The organism is Caenispirillum salinarum AK4 (assembly GCF_000315795.1).
Taxonomy (GTDB): Bacteria; Pseudomonadota; Alphaproteobacteria; order Rhodospirillales; family Rhodospirillaceae; genus Caenispirillum; species Caenispirillum salinarum.
Map to the genome: position 1 here is coordinate 117,763 of NZ_ANHY01000006.1, position 22,878 is coordinate 140,640.

General features: G+C 68.8%; 26 protein-coding genes. 11 read left to right on the forward strand and 15 right to left on the reverse strand.

What is annotated here, in order from left to right; all coding sequences use genetic code 11:
• Positions 1 to 8 precede the first annotated feature (8 nt).
• Together msrA and C882_RS06945 are read right to left on the reverse strand one after the other, a co-directional pair.
• A complete protein-coding gene (gene msrA / locus C882_RS06940; protein WP_009539865.1) occupies positions 9 to 623 on the reverse strand; it encodes a peptide-methionine (S)-S-oxide reductase MsrA in 615 nt (204 codons plus the stop codon).
• Positions 624 to 712: 89 nt separating this feature from the next.
• The gene (locus C882_RS06945) at positions 713 to 2,233 is read right to left on the reverse strand and encodes an ATP-binding protein (RefSeq protein WP_009539866.1); all 1,521 of its coding nucleotides are present in this window, start codon (positions 2,231 to 2,233) and stop codon (positions 713 to 715) included.
• Between the two features lie 191 nt (positions 2,234 to 2,424).
• Between C882_RS06945 and C882_RS06950 the strand changes: the two genes are divergently transcribed.
• A complete protein-coding gene (locus C882_RS06950) occupies positions 2,425 to 2,862 on the forward strand; it encodes a nucleoside deaminase (RefSeq protein WP_009539867.1) in 438 nt (145 codons plus the stop codon).
• Position 2,863: 1 nt separating this feature from the next.
• On the opposite strand, the gene trhA is transcribed toward C882_RS06950, so the two are convergent.
• The 5 genes from trhA to C882_RS06975 all read right to left on the reverse strand — a co-directional run bounded on the left by trhA (position 2,864) and on the right by C882_RS06975 (position 6,504).
• A complete protein-coding gene (gene trhA, locus C882_RS06955; RefSeq protein ID WP_009539868.1) occupies positions 2,864 to 3,586 on the reverse strand; it encodes a PAQR family membrane homeostasis protein TrhA in 723 nt (240 codons plus the stop codon).
• 194 nt (positions 3,587 to 3,780) lie between these two features.
• Complete coding sequence (locus C882_RS06960) at positions 3,781 to 3,987, reverse strand: cold-shock protein (RefSeq protein WP_009539869.1); 207 nt, start codon at positions 3,985 to 3,987, stop codon at positions 3,781 to 3,783.
• Between the two features lie 202 nt (positions 3,988 to 4,189).
• On the reverse strand, positions 4,190 to 5,377 hold the full coding sequence (locus C882_RS06965; RefSeq protein WP_009539870.1) for a BaiN/RdsA family NAD(P)/FAD-dependent oxidoreductase: 1,188 nt from the start codon (positions 5,375 to 5,377) through the stop codon (positions 4,190 to 4,192).
• On the reverse strand, positions 5,374 to 5,826 hold the full coding sequence (locus C882_RS06970; protein WP_009539871.1) for a YaiI/YqxD family protein: 453 nt from the start codon (positions 5,824 to 5,826) through the stop codon (positions 5,374 to 5,376). The genes C882_RS06965 and C882_RS06970 overlap by 4 nt, the downstream gene beginning before the upstream one ends.
• Before the next feature lie 72 nt (positions 5,827 to 5,898).
• The gene (locus tag C882_RS06975; RefSeq protein WP_009539872.1) at positions 5,899 to 6,504 is read right to left on the reverse strand and encodes an HdeD family acid-resistance protein; all 606 of its coding nucleotides are present in this window, start codon (positions 6,502 to 6,504) and stop codon (positions 5,899 to 5,901) included.
• 194 nt (positions 6,505 to 6,698) lie between these two features.
• Here C882_RS06975 and C882_RS06980 point away from each other — a divergent pair, with 194 nt between their 5' ends.
• From C882_RS06980 to C882_RS06990, 3 genes are all read left to right on the forward strand, one after another.
• Entirely contained in the window at positions 6,699 to 7,358 is a 660-nt protein-coding gene (locus C882_RS06980; protein ID WP_009539873.1) for a hypothetical protein, read from the forward strand.
• Positions 7,359 to 7,420: 62 nt separating this feature from the next.
• Positions 7,421 to 7,690, forward strand: coding sequence for a hypothetical protein (locus C882_RS06985; protein ID WP_043644093.1), 270 nt, complete (start codon positions 7,421 to 7,423; stop codon positions 7,688 to 7,690).
• 89 nt (positions 7,691 to 7,779) lie between these two features.
• Positions 7,780 to 8,583: an inositol monophosphatase family protein gene (locus tag C882_RS06990; RefSeq protein ID WP_009539875.1), complete on the forward strand. Its 804-nt coding sequence runs from the start codon at positions 7,780 to 7,782 to the stop codon at positions 8,581 to 8,583.
• Positions 8,584 to 8,592: 9 nt separating this feature from the next.
• Here C882_RS06990 and C882_RS06995 read toward each other — a convergent pair whose 3' ends face one another.
• Positions 8,593 to 9,450, reverse strand: coding sequence for an ATP-binding protein (locus C882_RS06995; protein WP_009539876.1), 858 nt, complete (start codon positions 9,448 to 9,450; stop codon positions 8,593 to 8,595).
• 115 nt (positions 9,451 to 9,565) lie between these two features.
• Between C882_RS06995 and yajC the strand changes: the two genes are divergently transcribed.
• The 4 genes from yajC (at position 9,566) to C882_RS07015 (ending at position 13,145) form a co-directional block, all read left to right on the forward strand.
• Positions 9,566 to 10,030 carry a preprotein translocase subunit YajC gene (gene yajC / locus C882_RS07000; protein WP_009539877.1) on the forward strand — a complete coding sequence of 155 codons (465 nt, stop codon included), beginning with the start codon at positions 9,566 to 9,568 and terminating at the stop codon, positions 10,028 to 10,030.
• Between the two features lie 131 nt (positions 10,031 to 10,161).
• On the forward strand, positions 10,162 to 11,733 hold the full coding sequence (gene secD, locus C882_RS07005) for a protein translocase subunit SecD (protein ID WP_009539878.1): 1,572 nt from the start codon (positions 10,162 to 10,164) through the stop codon (positions 11,731 to 11,733).
• 11 nt (positions 11,734 to 11,744) lie between these two features.
• Positions 11,745 to 12,719 carry a protein translocase subunit SecF gene (gene secF / locus C882_RS07010; RefSeq protein WP_009539879.1) on the forward strand — a complete coding sequence of 325 codons (975 nt, stop codon included), beginning with the start codon at positions 11,745 to 11,747 and terminating at the stop codon, positions 12,717 to 12,719.
• A 48-nt stretch (positions 12,720 to 12,767) separates the two neighbouring features.
• Entirely contained in the window at positions 12,768 to 13,145 is a 378-nt protein-coding gene (locus tag C882_RS07015) for an Mth938-like domain-containing protein (RefSeq protein ID WP_009539880.1), read from the forward strand.
• Between the two features lie 90 nt (positions 13,146 to 13,235).
• Here C882_RS07015 and C882_RS07020 read toward each other — a convergent pair whose 3' ends face one another.
• Positions 13,236 to 13,817 (reverse strand): OmpA family protein, encoded by a 582-nt coding sequence (locus tag C882_RS07020; protein ID WP_201448347.1) that lies wholly within the window; start codon positions 13,815 to 13,817, stop codon positions 13,236 to 13,238.
• Positions 13,818 to 14,081: 264 nt separating this feature from the next.
• Here C882_RS07020 and C882_RS07025 point away from each other — a divergent pair, with 264 nt between their 5' ends.
• Entirely contained in the window at positions 14,082 to 14,543 is a 462-nt protein-coding gene (locus C882_RS07025; protein WP_009539882.1) for a DUF6789 family protein, read from the forward strand.
• Here the strand turns inward: C882_RS07025 and C882_RS07030 are convergent.
• The 4 genes from C882_RS07030 to C882_RS07045 all read right to left on the reverse strand — a co-directional run bounded on the left by C882_RS07030 (position 14,507) and on the right by C882_RS07045 (position 19,308).
• On the reverse strand, positions 14,507 to 15,427 hold the full coding sequence (locus C882_RS07030; RefSeq protein ID WP_009539883.1) for a DMT family transporter: 921 nt from the start codon (positions 15,425 to 15,427) through the stop codon (positions 14,507 to 14,509). The two genes, C882_RS07025 and C882_RS07030, sit on opposite strands and share 37 nt — an antisense overlap.
• Before the next feature lie 90 nt (positions 15,428 to 15,517).
• Entirely contained in the window at positions 15,518 to 16,525 is a 1,008-nt protein-coding gene (locus C882_RS07035) for a threonine ammonia-lyase (protein ID WP_009539884.1), read from the reverse strand.
• Complete coding sequence (locus C882_RS07040) at positions 16,522 to 17,250, reverse strand: haloacid dehalogenase type II (protein ID WP_009539885.1); 729 nt, start codon at positions 17,248 to 17,250, stop codon at positions 16,522 to 16,524. Before C882_RS07040 ends, C882_RS07035 begins: the two co-directional genes overlap by 4 nt.
• A gap of 60 nt (positions 17,251 to 17,310) precedes the next feature.
• A complete protein-coding gene (locus C882_RS07045; protein ID WP_009539886.1) occupies positions 17,311 to 19,308 on the reverse strand; it encodes a lytic transglycosylase domain-containing protein in 1,998 nt (665 codons plus the stop codon).
• A 262-nt stretch (positions 19,309 to 19,570) separates the two neighbouring features.
• Between C882_RS07045 and dapA the strand changes: the two genes are divergently transcribed.
• Entirely contained in the window at positions 19,571 to 20,449 is an 879-nt protein-coding gene (gene dapA / locus C882_RS07050; RefSeq protein ID WP_009539887.1) for a 4-hydroxy-tetrahydrodipicolinate synthase, read from the forward strand.
• A gap of 4 nt (positions 20,450 to 20,453) precedes the next feature.
• Entirely contained in the window at positions 20,454 to 20,945 is a 492-nt protein-coding gene (gene smpB / locus C882_RS07055; RefSeq protein ID WP_009539888.1) for an SsrA-binding protein SmpB, read from the forward strand.
• 320 nt (positions 20,946 to 21,265) lie between these two features.
• On the opposite strand, the gene scpB is transcribed toward smpB, so the two are convergent.
• Positions 21,266 to 22,015 (reverse strand): SMC-Scp complex subunit ScpB, encoded by a 750-nt coding sequence (scpB, locus tag C882_RS07060; RefSeq protein WP_009539889.1) that lies wholly within the window; start codon positions 22,013 to 22,015, stop codon positions 21,266 to 21,268.
• A 3-nt stretch (positions 22,016 to 22,018) separates the two neighbouring features.
• Complete coding sequence (locus C882_RS07065; protein WP_009539890.1) at positions 22,019 to 22,867, reverse strand: segregation and condensation protein A; 849 nt, start codon at positions 22,865 to 22,867, stop codon at positions 22,019 to 22,021.
• Positions 22,868 to 22,878: the final 11 nt, after the last annotated feature.

A 22,878-nucleotide genomic window follows, 5' to 3' on the forward strand; every position in this document is an offset into this window, starting at 1 on the left:
AGGGGCGGCTATTCTGCCAGGGCGAGGCGGGGCACGTCTTCCCAAACTTCGTCCAGGCGATCGTCGCGGCCGCAGGTCCAGCGGTAGAACCTGTACTGGATCGGGTTCTTTTCGTAGTAGTTCTGGTGGTAATCCTCGGCTCGGTAGAAGGCCGGGGCCGTCTCGATCGTTACCGCCACCTCGCGGCCGAGCTGTTCGGCGACCGCGTTCTTCGACGCCTCGGCGGCCTCGCGCTGGTCCTGTGTTTGCGGAAAGATGGCCGGCCGGTAGGAGGGGCCGCGGTCGCAGAACTGGCCGCCGCCGTCGAAGGGATCGACGTTGCGCCAATAGGTTCGCAGCAATTCCTCATAGCTGACTTCAGAGGGATCGTAGACCACCTTCACGGCTTCGGCATGGCCGGTGCCGCCGGCGGTCACCTCCTCGTAGGTCGGGTTGGGCGTCGAGCCGCCGGCATAGCCGGAAATCGTGGCCTGCACGCCCGTCATGTCGTCGTAGGGCGGTTCCATGCACCAGAAGCACCCGCCGGCGAAAACGGCGGTTGCGGTGTTGCCCTGGTCCTGGGCGAGGGCGGGAGCGGCCAGCGTGCTGCCGGCAAGCAGGGTCGCGGTGAGCAGGCGTCGCATAAGCGGACTCCTCTCTCTGGTTCGAGGGGCTCTGCCGTCCATATGGTACGCCCGGGGCCTCGACCGCGACTCACACCTGCGTGAGAGGGCTAAGTGCCGAACAGGTCCGACTGGCCGCCGCCGGGGGCTTCCTCGCCGGCGCGCGGGTCGCCGGGAGCGGTTTCCCACGCAAGGTCGGGCAGGGCGATGACGCGCAGGCCCCCCGCGTCCTCGCGCTGGGTGATGACGCCACGGCTTTCCAGGTATTCCAGCAGGCCCCGGGCGCGGCGCGGACTGCGGCTGTTGCGGGCGCGGGCGATTTCCGTGTCCGAGGGGCACGGCGTCTGGTCCATGGCCGCGCGGGCCAGCAGCAGGAACAGGGGCTGCAGGTCTTCGGGCAGGCGGTCGGCGACGGACTGCGCCTTGTCCCAGTCCTCGGAATGTTCGGCCTCGATGGACACACCGGCCCGCGCCGTCGCCAGCTTGCGCTTGAAGGCGGCCAGGTCAAGCTGACGGCCGTTGATGCGCTTCATGCGGCAGCGCACGAGGAAATCCTGGTAAAGCACTGCGGTAGAACGAAAAGCCGCGTCCGGGTCGGCAATGACCTCGCGCATGATCCGCTCGATCGTGACCGCCGGATCGACGGGCGCGCCGTCTTCTTCCTCCGGCTCAGGCTCGGGCGGCCGGGCGGCGGCAAGCTGGGTGAGCACGTCGTTGGTGGCCGTCTGCGGCGGCAGCGGACGGATCTTGCGGGCGGGCTGCGGCGGCGGCTCGTTCTCGCCCGGCGTCATGATGAGGTCCAGCGCGTCCTCGGGCGGGGTTTCGGGCAGCGGCATGAGCTTCGGACTGCCGCCGCGCCCGCCGGTCTTCACGTCGCCGATGCGCACGGGCAGGGGCCGGCGCGCCATGGCGGGGCCCAGCGCGATGAAGTTGCCGCGCTCCAGGTCGCGGAACATCTCCGCCTGCCGCCGGTCCATGCCCAGCAGGTCGGCGGCGCGTGTCATGTCGATGTCGAGGAAGGTGCGGCCCATGAGGAAGTTGGACGCCTCCGCCGCCACGTTCTTTGCCAGCTTTGCCAGGCGCTGCGTGGCGATGACACCCGCCAGCCCGCGCTTGCGGCCGCGGCACATCAGGTTCGTCATGGCGCCCAGCGACTGCTTGCGGGCCTCGTCGGTGACCTCGCCGCCGGCGACGGGGGCGAACAGCTGGGCTTCGTCGACGACCACGAGGCAGGGATACCAGTGGTCGCGGTCGGCCTCGAACATGCCGTTGAGGAAGGCCGCGGCGCGACGCAGCTGGAACTCCGCCTCCAGGTTTTCCAGGTTCAGCACGACCGACACCCGGTGCTTGCGCACGCGGGCGGCGATCTGGGCGATCTGGACGTCGTTGTGCTCGGCGGCGTCGACGACCACATGACCGAACTCTTCGGCCAGGGTGACATAGTCGCCCTCGGGATCGACCAGGCACTGCTGCACCCACTGCGCGCTTTGTTCCACCAGGCGCCGCAGCAGGTGGGATTTGCCGGAGCCGGAATTGCCCTGGACCAGCAGGCGGGTGGCGAGCAGCTCCTCGAGATCGAGCGTCGCGGGTTTGCTGTCCCGCGTCAGCCCCATGTCGATGCTGACCTTCATGTAATTCCACATCTCCAATCGGAACGACCCGCCGCTCGACGATGACCGGAGCCGGCGGGGTGCAGAGGGTTATAGCCGAAAGTGATGCCCGGGGGCTAGCGCAGCCTTATCGGCGCTTTTCCTTGAGGTGCCGCGGCGGCTGCGGCACGCTTGTGGAACATCCGCGATGTTCAACCGAAAGGCCGCCGCCCATGGACCCCTTCCTGCAAGCCGCGCTCGATGAAGCCCAGGCCGGATACGACGAGGGCGGCATCCCCATCGGCTCGGTCATCGTGCACGACGGCCGGATCATCGGGCGCGGCCACAACCGCCGGGTCCAGAAGGGTTCGGCGACCCTGCACGGCGAGATGGACGCGCTGGAGAACGCCGGACGTCTGCCGGCAAGGGTCTACCGCGAGAGCACGCTCTACACCACGCTCAGCCCATGTCCCATGTGCTCGGGCGCGATCCTGCTCTACGGCATCCCGCGCGTGGTGGTGGGCGAGAACCGCACCTTCATGGGCGACGAGGATCTGCTGCGGTCGCGCGGGGTGGAGGTGACGGTGGTGGATGACCCCGCCTGTGCCGACCTCATGAGCCGCTTCATCGCCGAGCGGCCGGACGTCTGGAACGAGGACATCGGGGAGTAGGTCAACCGGCGACGGCGCTCCCGGGTATCACCTCCACGACCACGGCGGCGAAGTGGCAGCCGGCGGCCGCCAGCACCATGACGTGCCAGCCCACGTTGTGGAAGGGCAGGCGTTCCAGCAGGTGCAGGCCGGTGCCCACGGTGTACAGCACCCCGCCCAGCACCAGAAGCGTCAGGCCCAGCGGCGTCAGGGCGCCGGCCAGGGGTTCGATGGCGACGACGATGCACCAGCCCAGCGCCAGGTAAAGCGCCAGGCCCAGGCGTTCCATCCGGCGCGGGAACCCCACCTTGAGCACGATCCCGGCGGTCACGCCCGTCCACACGATGCCGGCCAGCACCATGCCCAGGCCGCCGTCCAGCACGTTGACGACGAAGGGCGTGTAGCTGCCGCCGATCATCACGTAGATCATGGCGTGGTCGCAGCGCTGAAGGATTTCCTTCACCCGCCCCGGCGGCCACAGGTTGTATAGCGCCGAGGCCGTCAGCATCCCCACCAGGCCCAGGCTGTAGACCGCAAGGCTCGCCAGCTCGATCCCGCCTGCTTGAAAGGCGGCGACGGCCAGAAGCCACGCACTGGCGATGATGCCGGCGGTAATGCCCAGAACATGCACCACGGCGTCGGCGATACGCTCGGCGCGGCTGTAGCTGGGAAACAGGTCCGCCCATCCAGCGGCCGTGGGAGGCTGGAGATGGTCGCGGAGCCATTGCTGGCCTGGTGCGGTCATGGGGCGCCTCGTCCGTTTCTCTTGTAAAGATTAACGCCTGCCACAGCCGGACGCCTCAGAAATCACCCACTGTAATAGAAGGGTATTAAAGCCTCAGCCGGATGATCCGGTGCGTCGACGCAAAACGGGCGGCCCCTTCAGGGACCGCCCGTTTCGTTCAAGCGAGGGTCAGGTGCGCCGAAGCGCGGCCTGGCTTACTCGGCCTGCAGGTTCGACGCAGCCATCTTGCCGTTGCGGCCGCGCTCCAGGTCATAGGACACGCGCTGACCGTCCTTCAGCGTGTCCAGGCCGGCGCGCTCGACGGCGGAAATGTGGACGAACGCGTCCTGTCCGCCCTCGTCGGGGGTGATGAAGCCATAGCCCTTGGTGGAATCGAACCACTTGACGGTACCAGTCGCCATGACGGTGTTCTCCTGTCTTCGGCGTTGCCCGACAGCAACGCGCCATCGGGCATCGAAACGTTCTTAACGGGAGAAAACCGCGGCCATCGAGACCGCCAGGCAACCACCCTTGGAAACATTCGACCGCCCAGAAGTGGGGCAAGTGGCGACCGGCGTCAAGCGGCGTGATGGCGCCTATGCCAAATATCTTCCGCCGGAGGCATCACAGGGCCTGCCCGGCGCTCCATCCGCTGGACCAGGCCCATTGGAAGTTGTAGCCGCCCAGCCATCCGGTCACGTCCACCGATTCGCCGATGAAAAACAGGCCCGGCACGTCCCGCGTCTCCATGGTCTGGGAGGACAGTCCGCGGGTATCGACACCGCCGGCGGTGACCTCGGCCTTGGCGTAACCCTCCGTTCCCGCCGGCTCGAAGCGCCAGCGGTTGAGCGCGTCACCGGCCTTGCGCAGGGCCTTGTCGGGCATGGCCGCCATGGCCTCGCCGGGGAACGGGCCGTCGGCCAGCGCCTGGGCGAGTCGCGACGGCAGGATCTCCGACAGCACGCTTTTCATGCCGGCCTTTGGGCGGGAGGCCTTGCGGTCGAGCAGGAAGGCGGTCGCGTCGGTGCCCGGCAGCAGGTCCAGGGTGATCGCGCCGCCGGGCTGCCAGTAGCTGGAAATCTGAAGAATGGCCGGTCCCGACAGGCCCCTGTGGGTGAACAGGATGTTTTCGCGAAACGCCGTCTTGCCGCAGGCGGCCACTGCGTCCAGCGATACGCCCGACAGCGGCCGCATCAGGGCTAGGTCGTCGGGGCGGGCGGTCAAGGGCACCAGCGCCGGGCGCGGGTCCACGATGGTCAGGCCGAACCGGCGGGCGAGATCGTAGGCGAACCCCGTGGCGCCCATCTTGGGGATGGACGGCCCGCCGGTCGCCACCACCAGGGCCGGCGCGCTCAGAGAGCCTTTGTCGGTCGTGACGCGAAAGGCGGCGTCGGCATGGGCGACATCGGTGATGCGGTGGGACAGGCGGATGTCGACGCTGCCCGGTCCGGCCCGGCATTCGTCCAGCAGCATCCGCACGATCCGTTTGGCGCTGTCGTCGCAGAACAGCTGCCCCAGCGTCTTCTCGTGGTAGGGAATGCGGTGCCGCTCCACCATGGCGATGAAGTCGCCTTGCGTGTAGCGCGACAGGGCCGACTTGTGGAAATGCCGGTTGGCCGACAGGAACCGCTCCGGCACGGTCTCCAAGTTGGTGAAGTTGCACCGCCCGCCGCCGGAAATGAGGATCTTCTTGCCGACGGCCTCGGCATGGTCCACCAGCGCGACGCGCCGCCCCCGCTGCGCCGCGGTCAGCGCGCACATGAGCCCGGCGGCGCCGGCGCCCAGGATGATGGCGTCGTGGCTGTCGTTCATGATCCGCGCCCGGCCTTGCGCGCCGCTTCCTCCAGCGCCTGCAGGAAGCGCGAGCGGTCGGCCTTGGTGAAGCCGGACGGGCCGCCGGTGATCTCGCCGGTCTCGCGCAGGGTCGCCATCAGGTCGCGCATGGCAAGCGCGTTGCCGATGCTGGCCGTGGTGAAGGGCTTGCCGGTCGATCCGATGACCTGCGCGCCCTTTTCCAGGCAGCGCGCGGCCAGCGGGATGTCGGCGGTGATGCAGATGTCGGCAGCGGTGATGTGCTCGGCGATCCAGTCGTCGGCGGCATCGGCGCCCTCGGCCACCACGACGCGGTTGAGCAGGGGGCTCTGGTCCATGCGCATCCAGGTGTTGCCCACCATGTGGACGGGCATCCTGTGGCGCTCGGCGACGCGCATCACCTCGGCCTTCACGGGGCAGGCATCGGCGTCGACATAGATTTCGGGCACGGGTGACGCTCTCTTCGCAACGGGGAAGGCCGCAAGGTGCCCCGGCCGGCGGCCCGGCGCAAGGGCCTCGACCTACTTTGGCGGCCACTTCCCGGCCAGCCCGCGCTCCTTATGGCTGTCGTGGGCGGTGCCGATCATGACCAGCCACCAGCCGATCCCGGCCAGGGCGAAGCCGCCCACGGTGCCCGCCGCCCACAGGACAGAGCCGGGCCAGCCGGCCCACATGACGCCGGCGAAGCCCGCCAGCAACGCCGCCAGCGGGATGGCCGGCAGCCACCACTTGGGTTGGCGCTCGCGCCAATTTCCCAGCGTCCGCATCGCCAGAAGCCCCACCGCCAGCACGCCCAGGCCGAGGGTCAGCGCCGCCACGGCCGGACGCGGCCAGGCCAGCAGCAGCCCGCCGGCGATCATGATGCCGATCCCCGCCGCCAGCCGCGTCACCATGGCCGGCGTACCGCGGGCGGGAATCGCCCGCAGCGCCTGGACGATACCGGCGATCAGGCCCGCCGCGCCCAGGGCGTAGCCGGTGCCGGTGGCTGCGGCGCGGGGCAGCCCGACCGACAGCACCCCCAGCAGCACCGCCGCCACGCCCACGAGAAGAACCTTGCCCTTGGTGCGCTCCAGCACCTCGCGCGAGGCGAGCATGGTGTTCTGGCTGGTCGGGTCTCGGTCGGCCATGGCGTGTCCTTCGATGATCCGTCCGGGTGCATGGGCGGGTGCATGGGCAGGAAACGCGCCGCCAGGGCGGGGCGTGGCGGAAACGGCCGGATGCCCCGGCCTATCCGACAGTGCCGGTATGCCGCAGGCGCATCGTCCGCTAGGATGAGAAAGTCCCCCTTTGTGCTGGGGCGAAGACAGACGGGAAGGCCGACATGCGGATCAACATGGGTGCGGCCGTCGCCGATGCGGTGACGGCGGGACTTGCGGACTACGGCCTGTGGTCGCGGGGCGGCCATGGTGGCGATCATCCTCCGGTGGCGCCGGTGCTGGCGTCGGTGGCGCGGGGGCTGACGCAGGTTTTCCGCCAGACCGACAGCCGCGCCTTCGTTACGGTCGACACCCGATACGCCGCCGCCATTGCCGCCTCGGGCGTGCCGGACGAAGCCGCTGCCGCCGTCGCCGCGCCGGCCCTGCGGGCGCGGGCCGGGCTGGTCGTCTGGAACCATCGGGAACTGCCGCGCGGCGCGCTGGAAATGCTGCCCGGCTGGGAGGACAGCGCCGTGACCGCCGCGCTCGCCCGGCTGGACGCCTTTACCCGCGCCTGCGGCCCGGACGCCGGCGGCACGGTGCGCTACGGCCTTCTGAGCGTGCTGTCGCGCCATCCTCTGCCCTCCGAGGATGCGGTGCGCCGCACCTGTCGCGTGGCGCTCGGCGACGACATGGAGGACGGGCGCGTCCGCCTGCACGAAAGCGCCCGGGTGCCCTGGGGCGGGGGCAGCAGTGCGCGCGGCCTTGTCATCGAACTGCTGACCGACGACGCGCCCACGCCGTGCCAGGTGGAGCGGACGCAGGCGCGCCGCGATCACGCCTGACGCGCGTCGGCGGGCGTGTTATCCTGCTGTTCTACTAGTAGACAGCGGTGAAGGATCGGCCGGTGGCGAGTTCCGAATCCCAGATGCGCTGGCGGCGCAAGAACCGCCTTGTGAAAAAGCAGCTCAACGTCATGGCGCGCGGCGAGGTGCATCGCTGGCTGGAGGAAAGCGCGGACCGCTTCGGTCTGCGCGGCAAGGGCGAGGCGGTGGCCTTCAACGCCTTCGTGGTCCGCTGGCTGATCCAGCAGTCGGGCACCACCGCCGAATTCGCCCGCCTGCTCGAGATGCTGGCCGACGCCTACCACCGCGACCGCGACCTCTACAGCCCCTGAGGAGCACTGGTCGCCGTCGCGCCTTTCGGGACGCCGTGGCCGCGCGTCGGGCGTTGTCGGCGACACGGGAATACCGTAAGAAGGTCAGCATGACTGTCGATCCCGATTCCGTCGCCGCCATCATCCGCGACGTCGCGCGCGACGAGATCCTGCCGCGCTACAACACGCTGGAAGCCCACGAGGTGCGCTCCAAGAGCCATCCCGGCGATCTGGTGACCGCCGCCGACGAGGCCGCCGAGGCGGCGCTCGCCACCCGCCTTCGGGCGCTGCTGCCGGGATCGGTGGTGGTCGGCGAGGAAGGGACGGCGGCCGACCCCCGCCTGCTCGACCGCCTGAAAGAGGACGCGCCCGTCTGGGTGCTGGACCCGGTCGACGGCACCCGCAACTTCGCGCACGGCGTGCCCCGGTTCGCGGTCATGGTGGCCCTGGTGCGCGGCGGCGACACGGTGTGCGGCTGGATTCTCGATCCTGTCGCCGATGTGCTCTACGTCGCCGAGCAGGGGGCGGGAAGCTGGCGCGAGGGCAAGCGCATACGCGTATCACCGGCGCGCGGGCCGGAGGCGCTGGTGGGGGCGACGGGCTACCGCCACGCCAAGCTGTTCAAGCCCCACGGCATTCGTACACGCCAGAGCGGCAGCGCGGCCCACGACTACATGCAGGCGAGCGACGGACGGGTGGATTTCGCGGTGTTCCGCCGCCGGCTGAACCCCTGGGACCACGCCGCCGGCGCCCTGATCCACCACGAAGCGGGCGGATTCGGCCGCACCGTGGACGGCGACAGCTATCGCCCCGGCGATCGCGAGGGCGATCACCTCATCCTGGCCCCGGACGAGGATACCTGGTCCCGCATCCGCGACATCCTGCTGCCGCATGTGCGGGGGGAGAAGGGGTAGGCGCGCCCGCTACTTCAGCGGTTTGCCCAACTCGCCCGCCAGTTCCTGGATGAACTGCCACGCCACGCGGCCCGAGCGGCTGCCGCGGGTGACGGTCCACTCCAAAGCGCGGGCCTTCAGCGTGTCCTTTTCGATGTCCAGCCCGAAGGCCGCGACGTAGCCGTCGATGATCGCGAGGTAGGTCGGCTGGTCCATGTTGTGGAAGCCCAGCCACAGGCCGAAGCGGTCGGACAGGGAGACCTTCTCCTCGGTAGCCTCGCTGGCGTGGATGGCGGTGGACCGCTCGTTCTCGATCATGTCGCGCGACAGCAGGTGGCGGCGGTTGGACGTGGCGTAGAAGATCACCGAATCCGGCCGGCCCTCGACGCCGCCCTCCAGCACCGCCTTCAGCGATTTGTAGCTGGTGTCGTCGCCGTCAAAGGACAGGTCGTCGCAGAACAGCACGCAGCGCCGGCCGCCGTCGCGCAGGATGTGCAGCAGGTCGGGCAGGGTGGGGATGTCCTCGCGATGGATCTCCACCAGCGCCAGGCTGCCGGGTTCGTCGGCGTTGACCTGGGCGTGGACCGCCTTGACCAGGCTGCTCTTGCCCGTGCCGCGGGCACCCCACAGCAGCGCGTTGTTGGCGGGCAGGCCGCGGGCGAAGCGGCGGGTGTTTTCAAGCAGCGTCGTGCGCTGGTGCTCGATGCCCTTGAGGAGGCCGATGTCCACCCGGTTGACCTGCGGCACCGGCTCCAGGCGCCGGCCGTCGGCATGCCAGACGAAAGCGTCGGCCGCAGCCATGTCGGGCACCGGGTTGGCCGGCGGCGCAAGGCGCTCCAGGGCGTCGGCGATGCGGGTCAGGACGGGCAGCAGATCGGTGTCGGTCATGGCAGTCGTCGGTCGGCGGTGAACACGGGACGGGTGGTCGGGCGGATTGCGTTTGCAACTCCGGCCCGGCCCGTTATAGTCCGCCCAACCGGTTTAGACCTAGGAGTTTGTCCGCATGTTGATTTCCCCCGCCTACGCGCAGGCCCCCGGCGGAGCCATGGGCGGCATCGAGGCGTTCCTGCCGCTGATCCTGATCTTCGTGGTCTTCTACTTCCTGCTGATCCGTCCGCAGCAGAAGCGCCAGAAGCAGCACAAGGAAATGCTGCGCAACATCCGCCGCGGCGACCGCATCGTCACCAACGGCGGCATCATCGGCAAGGTCGCCCGCGTGCAGGACACCGAACTGGACCTGGAAATCGCGCCCGACACCAAGGTGAAGGTCATGCGCGACATGGTCGCCACCGTCCTCGACAAGACCGAGCCGGTCTCCGGCAAGGGCGGCGACAAGGCCAAGAAGGACGAGACCGCCGACGAGGAAACTGCCGAGGGCGAGACCACGGCCACCGCCGGCGGTGCCTCCGCCGAAGCCGAGAAGGGCAAGGCCGGCGGCCTGAAGAGCCTGCTCTCGGGCCGCAAGTAAGCGATGGCGCAGGGGTGGCGGAGGATGCTCCGCGCCCCTATGTGCAAGGGCGGCCGGCCGCGCCTGTCACGGGTGTGCCGCGCCGCCGTCTGTCGTCCAACCGCCTCCCCTGACCGGACCGACGCCTTCCCATGCTCTATTTCGCCAAGTGGAAGATCGGCCTGATCCTTAGCGTGATCCTGGCCGGTCTTGTCTTCGCCTTCCCCAACGTCCTGCCGTCGTCGGCCACCGACGACCTGCCCGAGTGGCTGACGCCCGTCAACCTGGGCCTCGACCTGCAGGGCGGGTCCCACCTGCTTCTGGAGGTGGAGACCGACGCCGTCATCGAGGAACAGCTGACCAACCTGGTCGAGACCGTGCGTGCCCGCTTCCGCGAGGCCCGCATCCGGTATCGCGACCTGGGCGTGGAAGGCGGTTCGGTGACCGTGCGCGTCCCCGAGGCCGAGGACCGCGACGAGGGCGAGAGCATCCTGCGCGACCTGGAGCCCGAGGCCACCACGGTGGACCGCGAGGAGGGCCGCTTCATCGTCTCCTACACCGAGGAGGCGCTGACCGAACGGCGCATCAACGCCGTCACCCAGTCCATCGAGATCGTGCGCCGCCGCGTCGACGAGACGGGCACGCGCGAGGCCTCCATCCAGCGCCAGGGCGAGGAGCGGATCATCGTCGAGCTGCCGGGCATCGACGATCCCGAGCGCGTGAAGGAACTGATCGGCCGGACCGCCAAGTTGACCTTCCACATGGTCGACCACGACGCCGACATCCAGGAGGCCATGCGCGGCCGCGTGCCGCCGGGCTCCATGCTGCTGGATGCGCAGGACGAGACGACGACCCAGGGCCAGCCAATTCCCTATGTGGTGCAGCGGCGCGTGAACGTATCCGGCGACCGCCTGACCGACGCGCAGCCCAGCTTCCAGAACGGGCAGCCGGTGGTGTCCTTCCGCTTCGATGCCGCCGGCGCCCGCCAGTTCGGCAACGTGACGACGGACAATGTCGGCCGCCAGCTGGCCATCGTGCTGGACAACAAGGTCATCAGCGCGCCCCGCATCAACGAGCCGATCATCGGCGGCTCGGGCGTCATCACCGGACAGTTCTCGGTGCAGGAAGCGCAGGATCTGGCCCTGCTGCTGCGCGCCGGCGCCCTGCCGGCGCCGCTGACGGTGCTGGAGGAGCGGACGGTGGGTCCGGGCCTGGGCGCTGACTCCATCGAGGCCGGCGCGCTGGCATCCCTGCTGGGCCTTGTGCTCGTGGTGGTATTCATGGTGATCGCCTACGGGCTGTTCGGCGTGTTCGCCAACATCGCCCTTCTGGCCAACCTGACCATTCTGCTGGGTGCGCTGTCGGGCCTTGGCGCGACTCTCACTCTGCCGGGCATCGCCGGCATCGTGCTGACCGTCGGCATGGCGGTCGACGCCAACGTGCTGATCTACGAGCGCATCCGCGAGGAGATCCGCAATGGCCGCACGGTGCAGAACGCCATTGAGACAGGGTACCGCTCGGCCATGGTGACCATCCTCGACTCCAACGTCACCACGCTGGTGGCGGCGGTGTTGCTGTTCGCCTTCGGGTCGGGCCCCGTGAAGGGCTTTGCGGTCACGCTGGGCATCGGCATCGTGACGTCCATGTTCACCGCGATCATGGTGAACCGCCTGATGGTCGTCACCTATATCCGCCGCACCCGTCCCAAGACCCTGCCGATCTGAAGGTGGCTAGCATGTTTCGCGGTATTCGGTTCGTTCCGACGGACACCAAAATCGACTTCATCGGCAAGCGCGTCATCGCCATGGCGCTGTCGGGCCTGCTGATCCTGGTTTCTCTGGGCTCGCTGGCGGTGCAGGGTCTCAACTTCGGCATCGATTTCGCCGGCGGCATCCTGGTCGAGGTCCGCACCGAGCAGCAGGCCGACCTGGCCGGGATGCGCGGCACGCTCAATAATCTGGGCCTGGGCGAGGTGTCCATCACCCGCCTGGGCGACAGCGGCCGCGACGTCATGATCCGCGTGCCCAAGCAGCCGGGCGAGGAAGAGGCCCAGATGGCCGCTCTCAATGCCGTCAAGGACGCGCTGGGCGAGGGCGTGGAGTACCGGCGCACCGAACTTGTCGGCCCCAAGGTGGGCGATGAGTTGATGACCGACGGCGCCATGGCGGTCGGCATCGCGCTGCTCGTCATCGCCGCCTACATCTGGTTCCGGTTCGAATGGCAGTTCGCGATGGGCGCCCTGGTGGCGCTGATGCACGACATCATCGCCACCATCGGCATCTTCTCGATCCTGCAACTCGATTTCGACCTGACGACGGTGGCGGCGCTTCTCACCATCGCGGGCTATTCCATCAACGACACGGTGGTGAACTACGACCGCGTGCGCGAGAACCTGCGCAAGTACAAGTTGCTGCCGCTGCCGGACCTGATCAACAAGTCCCTGAACCAGGTGCTCAGCCGCACCATCCTGACCAGCGGCACGACGCTGCTGGCGGTGCTGGCCATCCTGATTTTCGGCGGTCCCGTGTTGCGCGGTTTCGCCTTCGCCCTTACGTGGGGCATTGTCATCGGCACCTGGTCGTCCATCTACGTCGGCATGCCGATCCTGCTGTACACGGGCGTGCGCCGCGACACCGAGGAGGAGGACATTCCCGGCGTCAACGCGGAGCAGGCCCAGCCCGGCGGCGAGCAGCCCGAGAGCAAGGGCTGAGCGCACGCCCGCTCAGCCTCGCCTGCGCCAGCGCCTACCGGAGGTCCCATGGACGTCACGCCGCTCATTCCCCGCGACCGCAAGCTGATCCAGAAGTATGGCGACGGCCGGTTCCAGATCACCGGCGAGTCCTATGAGGGCAGCGTGATCGTCTTTCCGCACAAGGTGGTGCCGTGGCCGGTCGCCGAGGCCGGCCAGATGACGGCCGAAAGCCTGGAAGCCGTGGTGGAAGAGGCGGCCGGCGTGGAGATCCTGCTGGTCGGCTGCGGCCGCTACATGGCGCCGATCCCCGACAGCCTGCGGCGCCACATCAAGGAACACGCCGGCGCGACCATCGACCCGATGGACACCGGCGCGGCCTGCCGCACCTACAACGTCCTGCTTTCCGAGGAACGGCGCGTGGCGGCCGCCCTGATCGCAGTCTGACCAGGCTGTCGCGGCGTCAGCACGACGAAAAGGGCCGGCTCCAGTGGAGCCGGCCCTTTGCGTTCTGCACTCGTCCGCGCAGTGGGGGCATCAGGCGTTCGCGCGGATGGGCTCGATGCGCAGTTCAACGCGGCGGTTCTGCTGGCGGCCGTACTCGGTCTCGTTGGACGCGATCGGGTTGGCCTCGCCGGCGCCGAACGCCTCGATGCGGCGGCGGTCGACGCCGTTCTGGATGAGGTAGTTCATCACCGCCTCGGCCCGACGCAGGGACAGGTCGATGTTGTAGTCCTCGGGTCCCGTGGAGTCGGTGTAGCCGGTCACGTCGATGGTGGTCTTGGGGTTGTTCGCCAACGTGCGGGCCACCTCGCGCAGGGAGTCACGCGCGTCCGGACGCAGATCCGCGCTATCGAAGGGGAAGGTGACACCGCTCGGGATGTTCACCAGGATGGCGTCGCCCTGCCGCTGAAGCTCGGCGCCGGTACCCTGCAGGTCCTGGCGCAGCTCGCGCTCCTGGTTGTCCATGTAGGCGCCGACGGCCGTGCCGGCCAGGCCGCCGATGGCCGCGCCGATGGCGGCGCGCTGGGCGGTGTCCTTCGTGTCACCGCCGGTGGCGGCCCCGACCGCGGCCCCGCCGAGGGCGCCGATCAGGGCGCCGCCGCCGGTCTTGCTCATGCTGCCGTCCTGCGCACAGGCGGCAAGGGCGAGGGAGCCGGCGAGTACGGCCACGGAAGAAAAGCGACGGTTCAGCATTGGGTTGTCCTTCCTGAAATTGCCTAATCCAATACGCGCTAAACGGCCGGTGGCGCCTCGCCGTTTCACCGTGTCTCACGCGGACGTGACGCCACCCTGATGCCATTCGTGCGTAGGTTGGGCAAGAAAGAACGCCGGAAAGGCGCCGCCTGACCCCTCACCAGGAAAGGCAAAGGGAGGTCCGCCATGACCTACGCCAAGGGAATGCTCGCCGGCTTCATCGCCACCGTCGTCCTGTCGCTTGTCATGCTCGGCAAGGGCGCGGTCGGCCTCATGCCGCAGCTTGACGTGATCGCGGCGCTCACCGCGTTGCTCGGGTCCGAAAGCCGCGCGGTTGGCTGGATCGCGCACTTCGTCCTCGGTACGGTGCCCTGGGGCATCGCCTTCGTGCTGATCGAGCGCGGCCTGCCCGGAGGCTGCGCCATGCGGGGCGTGCTGTTCGGCGGATTGGCCTGGGTCGCCATGATGGTGATCTTCATGCCGCTGATCGGCGCCGGCCTGTTCGCCAACCAGCTGGGCTGGGCCGTCTGGGCGGTGACGCTGGTCCTGCACGTCATCTACGGCTGGGTGCTGGGCTTCACCTACGGCCGCCTGACCGGCACCGTCGGTGACTATCCGCCGGCGCGCGAGGAACCGGCGCGGCGTTGACGCAGGCGGGCGGCCAGCCGCCCGTCGATCACCGCCAGCCCGGCGAAGATCAGGGCCATGCCCATGAACGCCCGCGGCTCCGGGCGTTCACCGAGAATCAGAACACCCAGGCCCAAGGCACTGACGGGAATAAGGAATGTCACCAGCTGCGTGTTGGTGGGCCCGGTGGAGCGCAGGAGCCGGAAATACAGAAGGTAGGCGAGCGCCGTGGACAGCAGCGCCAACCCGCCCACGGCGGCGACGTGGATCAGGCCGGGAGAGAAGGTCCACGGCTGCTCCACCACCAGTGCCGCCGGCACCATGATGACGGTGGAGGCCGTGAGCATGCCCGCGGCCGCCACCTGCACCGGCAGCGCCTTGAACCGCCGGCCGTAGAGCCCCGCCAGGGCATAGGACAGCCCGGCCATCAGTACCGCCAGCATCCCCCATCCAGCCTCTGTGATGCCGCCCAGCGCCGCCGGGCCGATCAGCACGACAACGCCGGCCAGGGAGACCAGAATGCCGACAATCCGCGCCGGCGTCAGGCGGTCGTCGGACGTCAGCATATGGGCGGCGAGCACGGCCCAGACCGGTGTGGTGGCGTTCAGGATGGCGGCCAGCGAGCTGTCGATGCGCGTCTGTCCCCAGAAGATGAGCGAGAACGGGATGGCGTTGTTGACCAGCCCCATCAGCAGGAAGGCTCCGGCCGCCGCCCAACCCACCGGCATGCGGTGCCCGCCCAGCCGCACGGCCACCAGCAGCACCAGGGCCGCGAACGACACGCGGCCGGCCACGGTGGTCAGCGGGCCGATCTCCGCCACCGCGATCTTGGAAAAGAAGAACGCCCCGCCCCACAGAAGCGACAACGCCAGCAAAAGGCCCCAGTCGCGGCCGGTCATGCGCATGAAGGTACAGGCTCCCGCCGGGTTCGAATACGAAGGACCGGCAGCCTTATCAGGTTGAAAGGCGGCGCGAAAGGGCCGTTGAGGCTCCCGTCAGAAGGGCAGCGGCCCTTCCGCCAGGGCCTCGGCATAGACGGCGGGGTCCACGTTGCCGCCCGAGCACACCACCACCGTCGTCCGGCCCCGGCAGTCCACCTTGCCGCTCAGCACGGCGGCCAGCGCGACGGCGCCGCCCGGCTCCACCACCAGCTTCAGCGCGTGGAACGCAAACGCCATGGCGGCCTTGGCCTCGGCGTCGGATACTGCGAAGCCCCGGTCGGCGCGCGGGCGGATGATGGGGAAGGTCAGTTCGCCGGGCATGGGCGCCATCAGCGCGTCGCAGAGGCTGCGGGCGGCGGGGTCCTGGTTGCGCAGGCGCTCCCCGGTGGCCAGCGAGCGCGCCATGTCGTCGAAGCCCTCGGGCTCGGCCGACGAGATGACCGTGTGCGGGCTCAGCCGCTCCAGCGCCAGCGACAGGCCCGCCAGCATGCCGCCGCCGGAGAACGGCGCGATCAGACGGTCGATGCGGTGCGCTCCGGCCTCGGCGGCCTGGACGGCGATCTCCAGGCCCATGGTGCCCTGGCCGGCGATGACGGCCGGCTCGTCGAAGGGCTTCACCAGCGTCGCGCCCATGTCCTCGCACAGACGCGCGCCGATGTCCTCGCGGCTTTCTGTCCAGCGGTCGTAGGTGACAACCTCGGCCTTCTGGGCGCGGGTCGCGGCGATCTTGATGGCCGGCGCATCCGACGGCATCACGATCACCGCCGGCACGTCGAACAGCCGCGCCGCGGCCGCCACGCCTTGGCCGTGGTTGCCGGAGGAAAACGCCACCACGCCGCGCCGCCGTTGATGCTCTGGCACGCTGGCGAGCGCATTGTAGGCGCCCCGGAACTTGAAGCTGCCGGTGCGTTGGAGCGGCTCTGCCTTGATGAGCACGCGGCCGTCCAGTCGCTCGTTCAAAAGCGGGCTTTCCAGAAGCGGCGTGCGCACGGCAACACCCGCCAGTCGCGCGGCGGCAGCCTCGACGTCGGTGAAAGTGGGAAGCGGCAGGGCGTCGGTCATGGGGCGGGCGTCACCAGATCGGGGAGAGGGGAGAGGGTCCGAAGTTCGCCCTCCGGGCCGGCGGGCAGGCGCTCGGGCGCCTGGGCATAGCGGTTGATCCACACCACCCGGAAGCCGAAGGCCGCCGCCCCCGCCACGTCCCAGGCATTGGACGACAGGAACACGATCTTCTCCGGCGCCAGGTCCAGGCGGTCGCAGGCAAGCTGGTAGACCCTGGGATCGGGTTTGTAGATCGCCAGCTCATCGACCGACAGGGCCACTTCCAGAAGGTTTTCAAGCCGCGCGTTGCGCACCGCCGACTGCAGCATGGCCGGCGAGCCGTTCGACAGGATGGCGCAGCGGATGCCCCCGTCGTTCAGGGCCTGCAGCACGCCCGGCACCTCGGCGAAGGCGTCCAGGCGGCGGTAGAGGTCCATGAGCGCGGCGTAGAGGTCGTCGCCCTCCAGCCCCAGGCTGTCCATGGAGAACCGCAGGGCCTCGCCGGTCACCTGCCAGAAGTCGGCATAGCGGCCCATGAGGCTGCGCAGCCAGGTGTACTCCAGCTGCTTGCGGCGCCACAGGTCCGACAGGGGCGCCATCTGCTCGCCCAGGCGGTCGTGCAGGTGCCGCGCGGCGGCGCTGACGTCGAACAGGGTGCCATAGGCGTCGAAGACGCAGGCGCCGGCGGGAATGGGGCCACCGGCGGGCGCCCGAATGACGAGATCGGGGGTCGGGGATTGCGGCATGGCGGGCGGTCCTCGGCAGTGTTTTCCGAACCCTAGCCGACAAACCGCCCGCCGGAAAAGCTATCTCATGAGGTCGGATTTCATCTTCATCGCCAGCCGGTCCGTCTCGCCGAGACGGGCGCGGTAGACCTGAAGCCCTTCAAGCACCCGCTGAACGTAGTTGCGGGTTTCCGAGAACGGGATCATCTCCACCCAGTCCACCGGGTCCACCCGGCCCGAGCGCGGATCACCGAAGCGTTCCGCCCACTGACGGGAGCGCGCCGGGCCGGCGTTGTATCCGGCAATCGCCATGATGTAGCTGCCGTCGAATCCGTCGATCAGGTCGCGCAGATAGGTCGACCCCAGGATCACGTTGTAGGCCGGATCGTCCGTCAGCCGGCCCTTGTCGTAGCCGAGCGACAGCTTGCGCGCCTCTCCCTCGGCCGTGCCGGGCATCAGCTGCATGAGCCCGCGCGCGCCGACCCGGCTGACGGCATCCGGATTGAAGTTGCTTTCCTGGCGGATGATGGACAGCACCAGGGCTTCCTCGATGCCGTCGGCGGTGTTGAAGCGGGTGACCGGATAGCCCGTCTCCACCAGCGTCACCCCGTCCAGCGCGGCACGACGGGCGGCGGCGACCCCGATGTGCGGCTGGCCGAGCGTCACGGCCAGCTGTGTCGCCAGGTGCTTCTGTCCCGGCGTTCGGCCCTCGGCCTGGAGCTGGTGGATGAAAGGCGAAACGTCGTCGTAGCGGCCGATCTCCGCCAGCGCGCGGGCGGCGGCCGTCAGGTCGCTCTCGGCGAGGAAGGCGACGTCCTCGGCGGTGGGCTGCGGGTCGTCGGGCAGGCCCGGCGCGTCATCGCCCAGCTTCACGGCGGCAAGCTGGCCATAATAGGTCGTGCCGTGCTCGGCGGCCTTTTCATACCAGGTGCGGGCAGCATCGATGTTGCCGGCGGCCTCCTCGGCGCGGCCGGCCCAGTAGGCGCCGCGGCCCAGGCTGATGGGCGTGGAGACGTTGGTGAACAGGCGTTCGAAGTGGGGCAGGGCGCGCGTCGGATCGTCCAGGAACCGCAGCGCGATCCAGCCCGACATGAACTCGGCGTCGGCCAGCGGATAGCCTTCGGCGGCGCCGTGGTTGGAGATGATGTCGTAGGCGGCCTGCGGGCGCCCGGCCTCCAGCGTGTCGCGGGCGAGGATGGCGCGCTCCCGCCACCACAGGTCGGGGCGGACCTTGTCGGCGTTGGGGTGGTCGAACAGCTCCACCGCGCGATCTTCCATGTCGTGGGTGCGGCGCCAGCGCAGGCGGTCGTAGACCAGACCCGGATCGTCCTTCAGCGCCGCCGGCACGCGGTCGATGGCCGCATCGACGCCGCCCTTGTTCTCCATGAGCGCGATGCGCGCCTGGGCCAGGGCGCGATGGCCGGCGTCCACCACGCGAAGCATGCGGCGCGCGGCCTCGGTCTCGCGCTCCCACAGCAGGTGGTCGAGTCGTGCCAGATGGTCCTCGTCGCGCAGGTGGCCGCCGAACTGGGCCACGAAGGCCTTCTCCTGAACGCTGCCGAAACTCTCCGTCCGCCAGGCGCGGCGGACGGTTTCCGTCAGGTTATCATTCAGGTTGAGCAGTTCCATCGCGCGGGCCTTGGCGATCCAGCCGTCGGCGGTGACGGGGTTCTTGTCCTGGAACCAGGCGAAGACCTGCGTTGGATCGTCGGTCAGCGTGATGGCTTCCTCCGCCCGGCGCAGCAGGGCCGAGCGCCACGGCCAGTCCGGATTGTCCGAGGCGAAGCGGGAAATCTGCTGGAAACTCATGCCCGTGCCGGATTCCAGCATGCGCCGCCAGGTCAGCACCTTGAGCACGATGGGGTTGTCGGCGGCCTCGGCCTGCGCGAAGGCTTCGTCCCACTGCCCTCGCTCGGCGGCGGCAAAGGCGGCGGAGAAGGCGCTTTCGTCGGCGGCCGACAGAATGTCGGAGGCAACGGGCGCCGTGGTCTGCGCGAATGCGGGCGCGGCGGGCGCCATGAAGGCCAGCGCCAGCGCAAGAGCGCCGGCGCGCAACGGAGCGGTGCGTGACGTCACCATATCCTCGACGCGAAAAAGGTTGTTGGAGCCGTGTCGTCGGGTTCCGAAACGCCCGCCGTTTGGGTGCGCCCCCTGCGCTGCGCGACCCGCTTCGGACCCACGCCGGGAGTGTCGCACGAAACCCCGCGCACCGGCAACAGAGACGCGATGACGGACTCATGACGAAGCGGTGATGAAAGCACGCTTGCGGCGCGCTTCCGGCCCGTCTACTGTCTCGGTCCTTTACTTGTATATGTCATTTCGCGTGCCGACGGAGCAGACCATGTTCAAGGGGTGCATCACCGCGCTCATCACGCCTTTCCGCGACGGCGGAGAGGTGGACGAAAAGGCCTTCCAGGAGTTCGTCGCCTGGCAGATCGAGGAGGGCATTCACGGCGTCGTGCCCATGGGGACCACCGGCGAGTCGCCGACGGTCCTGCATGAGAGCCACGCCCATGTCATCAAACTCTGCGTCGAGACGGCGGCCGGCCGCGTTCCGGTGATCGCGGGCACGGGCTCGAACTCCACCGACGAGGCGATCTGGCTGACCAAGCGCGCGAAAGAGGCCGGCGCGGATGCCGCCCTGGTGGTGACCCCCTACTACAACAAGCCGACGCAGGAGGGGATGTACCAGCATTTCAAGGCCATCCACGACGCCGTCGACATCCCCATCATCATCTACAACATCCCCGGCCGCAGCGTCATCGACATGACCGTCGAGACCATGGGCCGGCTGGCGAAGCTGCCCAACATCATCGGCGTGAAGGATGCGACCAACGACCTGACGCGCCCGCTGAAGACGCGCGTCGCGCTGGGGCCTGATTTCTGCCAGCTCTCGGGCGAGGACGCGACCATCATGGCCTTCATGGGCCAGGGCGGCCACGGCTGCATCTCGGTCACCTCCAACATCGCGCCCAGGCTGTGCTCGCAGATGCACGAGGCGTGGCAGAAGGGCGACATCGCGACGGCCTATGAAATCCGCGACCGCCTGCTGCCGCTGCACGAAGCGATGTTCTGCGAGACCAGCCCCGGCCCGGCGAAGTACGCGGCCAAGCTGCTGGGCAAGTGCGACGGATCGGTGAAGCTGCCGCTGGTGGAGATTTCCGAGGCCAGCAAGCAGAAGGTTCGCAACGCCCTGGAGACCGTGGGCATTCTGTCCTGACGTCATGTCGAAGAAGAAAGCCGACCCCAAGAACCAGCTCATCAGCCACGGCACGGTCGCCCAGAACCGCAAGGCCCGCCACAACTATACGATCGAGGACACGATCGAGGCGGGCATTGCGCTCATGGGCACCGAGGTCAAGAGCCTGCGCCACGGCCGCGCCAACATCGCCGAGGCCTTCGCCCAGGCGCAGGGCGGCGAGTTGTATCTGGTCAACGCCTATATCGCCGACTACGCCCCGGCCAGGCACTTCCGGCACGAGGAGCGGCGCAAGCGCAAGCTGCTCCTCCACCGCCGCGAACTGAACCGCCTGATCGCCGCCGTCGGCAAGCAGGGCGCGACCATCGTGCCGCTGTCGCTGTACTTCAACAACCGCGGCTACGCCAAGGTGCAACTCGGCCTCGCCAAAGGCAAGAACGTGGTCGACAAGCGCCAGACCGTGAAGAAGCGCGACTGGGAACGCCAAAAGGCGCGCATCATGCGCGACAAGGGGTAGGGCGGCTTTACAAGGCGGTCGGCAGCGGGATCTGAAGCGCGGCTTTCGCGGCTGCAACTGAGCTGGCGGCCGGTCTCCGACGGCAGCGCGGCACGGTGATTATCACCGTATGTGGATTCCTGCTTTCGCAGGAATGACGGCGGTTTTTCGCACTGAAACAAAGATTTACAAAACCCGTCGTCCCTGCGGAAGCAGAAGCAGGGACCCACCCTCGGTGCCGGCCATTTTGCCGCACTTCTCCCGGAGATGGCGTTCCGATTTCTCTACGGCCGTGGACCAGGGGCCCGCCCTTACAGTGGGCCGTCCCGCACCAAAACCGCCTACTCCCCGTCCTCGTCGTCCAGCAGGCCGTACTGCCCGCCATCGTCCTCCGTCTCGTCGGTATCGACAAGTTCGCCGCTGTCGTGCGCCCTGGCGCCGTAGGCGGTGATGGCGGGGCGGGCGTCGAGCAGGCCGGCGGCCTTCAGCTCCTCCACCCCCGGCAGGTCCTTGAGCGACTCAAGACCGAAATGATCGAGAAAACGGTCCGTCGTGCCCCAGGTGAGGGGGCGGCCCGGCGTCGGGCGGCGGCCGCGCGGACGGATCCAGCCCGCCTCCAGCAGCGTGTCGAGGGTGCCCTTGGAGAGCGCGACGCCGCGCACTTCCTCGATCTCCGCCCGCGTCACAGGCTGATGGTAGGCGATGATCGCCAGCGTCTCGATCGCCGCGCGCGACAGGCGCCGGGTCGCCACCGTTTCCTCGCCCAGGCGCTCGGCCAGGTCGGGCGCAGTGCGGAAGGCGTAGTGGTCGCCGGCGCGGGTCAGTTGCACGCCGCGGCCCTTGTAGTGGTCCATCAGCGTTTTCAGCACCTTCCGCGCGTCGGTGCGCTGTGGCATCTTTTCCTTCAGCGCCTCGATGGACACCGGCTCGGCAGAGGCGAACAGCACCGCCTCGGCAATGCGGCAGGCGTGGTCGAAGTCGAGGTCCAGCGTGCCCTGAGCCTCGGGATCGCGGGGTGGGGCCTCGTCGGTTTCGGCGGCGACGGCCTCAACCGCCGCTTCGGCATGGGGCATGTCGGTGGCGTCGTCCACGGGTCAGATCTCCTCGGGGCGGGGGTCGCGGGCGGTGCGAATCTGGATGGGGGAATAGTGGCCGCCCTCCTGCCGCACGTCCAGCTTGCCCTGCTTCACCAGTTCAAGGCTTGCGATAAAGTGGGCGCACATGGCGCTGCGGCGCATGAGCGGTTCCGTGATGCCGGTCGGTAGCAGATCGTCCAGCGCGCTCCAGTCGGGGATGGCGCCGAACATGCGCTCGATGCGCTTGATGGCATCGTCGACGGAATACAGCGTCAGCGGCTCGATCTGGAAGTCGACGCGGCTGGTGCGCTTCTTGTGATCGGCATAGGCACGCAACAGGTCGTAGAGCGTGACGTCGTAGACCGAGCGCGTGACGCCGGCGAGGTCCTCGGGCGCGCCGCGGGTGAGACGCTTCGTCCCCAGGCGCGGCATCTCCAGAAAGCGTTCGCCGGCCTCCTGCATGGCCTCCAGGCGGCGGAGCTGGAATTGCAGGGCGGCGGCCAGTTCCTCGCCGGACGGTTCCTCGTCGGTTTCCTCGGACGGCAGCAGAAGACGGCTTTTCAGATAGGCGAGCCAGGCCGCCATGACCAGATAGTCGGCCGCCAGTTCCAGGTGCCGCTCGCGGGCTTGCTGGATGAACTCCAGGTACTGTTCGGCCAGCGCCAGAATGGAGATGTGGACCAGGTCCACCTTCTGGTCGCGCGCCAGGTTCAGGAGGACGTCGATGGGGCCCTCGAACCCGTCCAGGTCCAGCAGCAGCGGCGCCGCCGGCGCCTCGCCATCGGCGGCGGCCTCGGCGTCGTCGACGAAGGGCGCATCGTCGTTAGCGGGGACGGGCGGGTCCTCGGGGGAATCGCTGTCGGCCATGGGTGAAACCG